This window comes from Acinetobacter sp. Colony158 (genome assembly GCF_019264745.1).
Lineage (GTDB): Bacteria > Pseudomonadota > Gammaproteobacteria > Pseudomonadales > Moraxellaceae > Acinetobacter > Acinetobacter ursingii.
In genome coordinates this window covers 2738580-2744239 of the sequence record NZ_CP078523.1, presented here as the reverse complement: position 1 = coordinate 2744239, position 5660 = coordinate 2738580, and the positions used below count along the sequence as shown (strand labels likewise).

Annotated in this window: 7 protein-coding genes; 3 read left to right on the top strand and 4 right to left on the bottom strand. The window is 39.5% G+C overall.

The annotated features are described in order from the left end of the window. The first annotated feature begins 7 nt into the window (after nt 1-7). On the top strand, nt 8-661 hold the full coding sequence (gene nfsB, locus JR005_RS11195) for an oxygen-insensitive NAD(P)H nitroreductase (RefSeq protein ID WP_218665834.1): 654 nt from the start codon (nt 8-10) through the stop codon (nt 659-661). 553 nt (nt 662-1214) lie between these two features. Here nfsB and JR005_RS11190 read toward each other — a convergent pair. From JR005_RS11190 to JR005_RS11175, 4 genes are all read right to left on the bottom strand, one after another. Beyond that, nucleotides 1215-2069, bottom strand: a complete 855-nt coding sequence (locus JR005_RS11190) for a DMT family transporter (RefSeq protein ID WP_218665053.1) — start codon at nt 2067-2069, stop codon at nt 1215-1217. Between the two features lie 87 nt (nt 2070-2156). Then, nucleotides 2157-3194 (bottom strand): class II fructose-bisphosphate aldolase, encoded by a 1038-nt coding sequence (gene fba, locus JR005_RS11185; protein ID WP_004998097.1) that lies wholly within the window; start codon nt 3192-3194, stop codon nt 2157-2159. 122 nt (nt 3195-3316) lie between these two features. Beyond that, on the bottom strand, nt 3317-3604 hold the full coding sequence (locus tag JR005_RS11180) for a hypothetical protein (protein WP_044433760.1): 288 nt from the start codon (nt 3602-3604) through the stop codon (nt 3317-3319). 135 nt (nt 3605-3739) lie between these two features. Next, nucleotides 3740-4927: a phosphoglycerate kinase gene (locus JR005_RS11175; RefSeq protein WP_004987957.1), complete on the bottom strand. Its 1188-nt coding sequence runs from the start codon at nt 4925-4927 to the stop codon at nt 3740-3742. Between the two features lie 138 nt (nt 4928-5065). On the opposite strand from JR005_RS11175, the gene JR005_RS11170 reads away from it, so the two are divergent. After that, entirely contained in the window at nt 5066-5449 is a 384-nt protein-coding gene (locus JR005_RS11170) for a DUF2237 family protein (protein ID WP_004987958.1), read from the top strand. Continuing rightward, the coding region (locus tag JR005_RS14940; protein ID WP_228731695.1) for a Maf family protein at nt 5449-5660 on the top strand (212 nt) is incomplete at its 3' end. The genes JR005_RS11170 and JR005_RS14940, both read left to right, overlap by 1 nt.

Sequence of the window (5660 nt, the reverse complement as noted above, 5' to 3'; positions counted from 1 at the left end):
AATGATCATGAACTTATTAGATACCGCAAAAAGTCGCTATACCACCAAAGCTTATGATCCATCAAAAAAAATACCGAGCGAAAAGTTTGAGCGTTTATTGGAAGTTCTACGCCTAACCCCATCTTCAGTCAATATTCAACCTTGGCATTTTTTAATTGCTGAAAGCACAGAAGCGAAGCAACGTATTGCTAAGGCCATGAATGGACGCTATGCCTACAATGCTCCCAAAGTTTTGGATTCATCCCACACAATTGTATTCTGCACCCGCATTGATGCAACACCTGAACATTTAGAACAACTGCTTGAGCAGGATGATCTCAACGGTCGTTTTAAAGATGAAAAAGCCAAACAAGGACAGCGTGAAACACGTGCAGGTTATGTCGATTTTTATCGTAACGAACAAAAAAATCTGTTTGGCTGGATGGAAAATCAAACTTTTATTGCTCTCGGCCAGTTACTCCTCGCAGCGGGACTCGAAGGCATTGATGCCACACCAATGGGTGGTTTTGATGAAGATGTGCTAAATGAAGAGTTTGGCTTAACAGAAAAAGGCTTTCGTGCTTCAGTGGTCGTTGCCTTAGGTTATCGAAGTGAAACTGACTTTAATGCCAAATTACCCAAATCGCGTTTAAGTGATGAAGTTATTTTTACTCAGCTTTAATATTTTATAATTCCGTCATCATTGGCTTAATAAATGCTGATGATGACATTTAATAAATGCATAATAATAAAATGTAATCTTAAAATTATTAAATAATTATCCCAATTCTACTGTTGGTTTTTATGCTCATTTATTTAAGTTTATTCGATCCTCCATATACACTACAAAATATTGGATTTTTTTTGATGGGTACAATGATTGTTTACTTCATTTATTGTATTATCGTCGCGCCGATTGCTTTTTTGGTTTCCGTCATTTTAAATCATTATTATATTTTAAACTTATTCACGATTTTAATCAGTACTTTCATTATGGCTACGCCCTTTTATTTATCAACTTTTTGCATGCAACAAGCATTCCAGATCAATGGGGGAAAATATATAGTCACTTTTCCACTATTTTACTGACTATTAGACTTCTTTCATAATTGCTTATACCCTCTTTATTTTTCTCCCATAGGGAGAAATAAAAAGAGCTTATGAAAGAAATCTATTGTTCCTGCATTTTTCTATTGGATTTTTTTGAAATGGTTTGCAAGAAAAATATGAGATTTTTACATTGCTTGCGCTAAAAAAACCACACCAGCAATTCCTAAAATCAGACCTAGCACTGTCATCCAGTTGCTTTTCTCTCTAAATAGAATCATGCCACTCAAAATACCAAATACCACGACTAAAATATTCATTCCTGCAAAAACAATCGCAGGAGAATCTTTCAGTAACATATGTGCCTTAACGTATAGAGCAATATTACTAAAGTTTAAAACACCTAAGACTAAACCAGCCATCATATTCTTGGTCAACCATGGCTGTTTTAAAATAAAACCCACATAAATAAATGAAAAAACAAATGATGTAATAAAAATCAGATTGAGCGTGACTGAAAACTGCAGACCTAAACTACTGGTATATTTAAGCAGAATATCGACCAGTGCATAACCTAACCATACGCCAATTAAAGCCATGATCGATTTATGATAATGACTGGAATTTTGGGTTTTCCCTTTTGCCAAAATAATACTTAGAACTGCGGCTAAACCTAAACCAATACCCAAAATTTTTAAGGTATTAAAATTTTCATGAAAAATAAAATATGCCGCCAATAAAGACCATACCACGGATAAACGCTGTGCCAGTTCTGTTTTTATAATTCCTGCAAATTGTAGAGATTTTGCCAAACATAAAAATATACTGGGTAAAATTAAACCCAAGATAATAATTAACCACCACGGCGTATGCTGTAAAGATAAATGACTCAGATCAGGCTTAAACCAGAAAAAACAAAGTAGACTTGCACTGAGGTAGTTCCAGACAATCATCTGAATGGGCTCAAACCCTTTTTCTTTGAGCCATTTCAGTAAAATAGAAACAGATACACTACATAATGCTGATAATGCAATTAATTCCATCTTGCTCTCTCGTGGTTTTATCTTTTTGTGGATAAAAGAAAAGCCCACGTATGGGCTTTTTCCAGAATCGAATCATTAAATGATCAATTATTTATAACGATCGACCATGACTTCTAAAGAAATTGGACGAATCTTATCGGCATTACCCGCTGTACCAAATGCTTCGTAACGATCGATACAAATTTGTTTCATTGCATCAACTGTTTTAGCGAAGTATTTACGTGGATCAAATTCGGCTGGATTTTCCGCCATAAAGCGACGAATTGCACCAGTCGAAGCTAAACGTAAATCGGTATCAATATTGATCTTACGTACACCGTGCTTGATCGCTTCTACAAGCTGATCAACTGGTACACCATAAGTTTCCCCGATATTACCACCGTATTCATTAATGATTTTTAACCATTCCTGAGGTACAGAGCTTGAACCATGCATCACCAAATGTGTATTTGGTAGTGCAGCATGGATTTCTTTAATACGATCAATCGCAAGAATATCGCCTGTCGGTGGACGAGTAAACTTGTATGCACCGTGTGAAGTCCCTACTGCAATTGCTAGAGCATCGACATTGGTATCTGCAACAAATTGTGTTGCTTCTTCAACAGAAGTTAAAAGCTGAGAATGATCAAGGACACCTTCCGCACCCACACCATCTTCTTCACCAGCCAAACCAGTCTCAAGACTACCTAAACAGCCGATTTCACCTTCTACGGATACACCACAAGCATGTGCCATTTGTACCACACGGCGAGTGACATCGACGTTGTAGTCATACTCCATTGGGGTTTTACCATCTGAACCCAATGAACCGTCCATCATCACCGAGCTAAAGCCCAACTGAATAGAACGTTGGCAGACATCTGGGCTTGTACCATGATCCTGATGCATCACCACTGGAATGTGTGGCCATTCTTCAACTGCTGCCAAAATAAGATGACGCAAGAATGGTGCACCTGCGTATTTACGCGCACCTGCCGAAGCTTGCACAATAACAGGTGAATTGGTTGCATCCGCGGCCAACATGATTGCGCGCATTTGTTCTAAGTTGTTTACGTTAAACGCTGGTACGCCATAGGTATGTTCTGCGGCGTGATCCAAGAGCTGGCGCAATGAAATAAGTGCCATAATATCCTCCCAGGTAGTGCGACATATTCTACCTTGTCATTTGTTTCAAATCAGCAACAAATCACAGGATTTCAAAAAAAATCCCTGCATAGGCAGGGACTTTTAACAAAAGCCTACATAACTTACTGTGCTTTGTCTTGTTTTTGTTCAACAGCGGCTGCTTCTTCTTCAGTTGCTGGTGTTGCAGCATCCGCAGGAGCATTAGCAACAGATTCAGGAATATCGGTATTTTTTTCATCCATCACAGGTTTGTCGAGTGCATCAATAGCCGCTTGTTGTTCTGGGGTGACTTTTTCTTCAACAGGTGCAGCTTGACCTTCATGCGATGCAGGTGCATCATTTTTTTTAGCACAAGCCGTTAAAGTTAAAGGGATAACAACGATTGCAGCTAAAACTAATTTCAATTTCATCATGTTTTCTCACAACTGATTACTAAGCGCGTTTAGTTTATTGCAACTATATGACAGTTATATGAATCTAAAATGAAAAAACAGGCCGATATAAATCGACCTGTTTCAAATTTATGACAGTAAATCTATATGTACTTAAGCACGTTCAAGCAAGACAGCGACTGCGGGCAAGGTTTTACCTTCAACAAATTCAAGGAAAGCGCCACCGCCTGTGGAGATATAACCAATTTTATCTGCAACTTCATACTTATCAATTGCAGCCAAGGTATCACCGCCACCTGCAATAGAGAATCCTTCAGATTCAGCAATTGCCAATGACAGTGTTTTGGTTCCTTCGCCAAACTGATCGACTTCAAATACGCCCACTGGACCATTCCAAAGAATGGTTTTAGCCGTTTTTAATATTTCAGCAAAGGCTTTCGCCGTTTCAGGACCAACATCTAAAATCATGTCATTGTCTGCAATATCTTCAACTTTCTTCACAACGGCTTTTGCTTTTGCTAATGAACCGAGGAAGTCAGCAAAATCAATTTCTGCTACATCAGCGACCACCACATCTGTTGGGAGTGGAACGGATACTTTGGCTGCGATTGCTTTTGCTGTATCGATTAGATCATTTTCGCACAATGATTTGCCCACATTAAAGCCAGCGGCAGCCAAGAAGGTATTGGCAATCCCACCACCGACGATCAATTGACCGCAAATATCAGAAAGCGAAGTTAAAACATCCAGTTTAGTTGAAACTTTAGAACCTGCAACAATCGCAACCATTGGCTTTTCAGGAGTTTGAAGTGCGCGACCTAAAGCATCTAATTCAGCTGCAAGTAATGGCCCTGCCGCAGCTACTTTTGCGTAACGCGCTGCACCTTCGGTGGAAGCTTCTGCACGATGTGCAGTACCAAATGCATCCATCACGAATACATCACAAAGCGCAGCGTATTTTTGTGCCAATTCTGCGTTGTTTTTCTTTTCGCCGTGGTTAAAACGTACATTTTCAAGTAAAACCACCTGACCCGCATCGACGTCAACGCCATCTAGATAGTCTGTATAGAGTTTTACTTCTTGACCCAATGCTTTGCTTAAATATGCTGCAACGGGTGCAAGAGATTGTTCTGGTTTTGGCTCACCTTCCACTGGACGGCCTAAATGAGAGAACACCATGACCGCAGCGCCTTTTTCTAAAGCAGCCTGAATCGTTGGTAATGCAGCACGTAAACGTGCATCGCTGGTAATTTCCCCATTTTTGACAGGCACGTTTAAATCTTCACGAATAAGGACACGTTTGCCTGCTAAATCTAGGTCAGTCATGCGCTGAAAATTCATGTATTGCTCTCTTTATAGATTTAAAAACGCGCCAATTTTAAATGATTGCACTAAAAAAAGTTAGTTTTTTTGTAGAAAAGCTGTAGAAAGATAAACTTTTGATTATGATAGGTTCAGTTGTTTTTATGACGAAGGCCTATGTCTATTCATCCAGATCCAAAAATTAATCGCTTGAATGTTTTGGGCGAACCACTTGCAAGCTGTTGTTTTGATCCGATAACAGGATATTTTCGTAATGGTTTTTGCCATACTGCGGTGAGTGATCTTGGGCAACATACCGTATGTGCAGAAATGACTTCAGAGTTTTTAAGTTACTCACAAAAAGTGGGCAATGATCTGACTACGCCACTTCCAGAAGTGGATTTTCCTGGGGTGAAGCCAGGTGATTTTTGGTGTATTTGTGTGACCCGCTGGGTCGAAGCCTATCAGGCAGGTTTTGCACCGCCGATTAAGTTACAGGCATGTCATCAATCAGTTTTAAGCTATGTGCCTTTAGATGTGCTGATGGAATACGCGGTTTAATGAGTCATTCTGAACTTATATTGGCCTCTGGTAGCCAAACACGTAAAGCGCTAATGGATCGGCTAGGTCTTGTTTATCGCTGTATTTCACCAGATATTGATGAATCAGCAAAAGGCGAAACACATGCCGATGCGCTTGCACGACGTTTGTCTTTTGAAAAGGCTAAAGTGATTGCAGAACAATATCCAGATGCGATTGTGATAGGTTCAGA

Bases quoted from the DNA above. Each gene is read 5' to 3' on its own strand.
- nfsB (WP_218665834.1), top strand. From the start codon at position 8: ATGAACTTATTAGATACCGCAAAAAGTCGCTATACCACCAAAGCTTAT.
- fba (WP_004998097.1), bottom strand. From the start codon at position 3,194: ATGGCACTTATTTCATTGCGCCAGCTCTTGGATCACGCCGCAGAACAT.
- JR005_RS11190 (WP_218665053.1), bottom strand. From the start codon at position 2,069: ATGGAATTAATTGCATTATCAGCATTATGTAGTGTATCTGTTTCTATT.
- JR005_RS11175 (WP_004987957.1), bottom strand. From the start codon at position 4,927: ATGAATTTTCAGCGCATGACTGACCTAGATTTAGCAGGCAAACGTGTC.
- JR005_RS11180 (WP_044433760.1), bottom strand. From the start codon at position 3,604: ATGAAATTGAAATTAGTTTTAGCTGCAATCGTTGTTATCCCTTTAACT.
- JR005_RS11170 (WP_004987958.1), top strand. From the start codon at position 5,066: ATGTCTATTCATCCAGATCCAAAAATTAATCGCTTGAATGTTTTGGGC.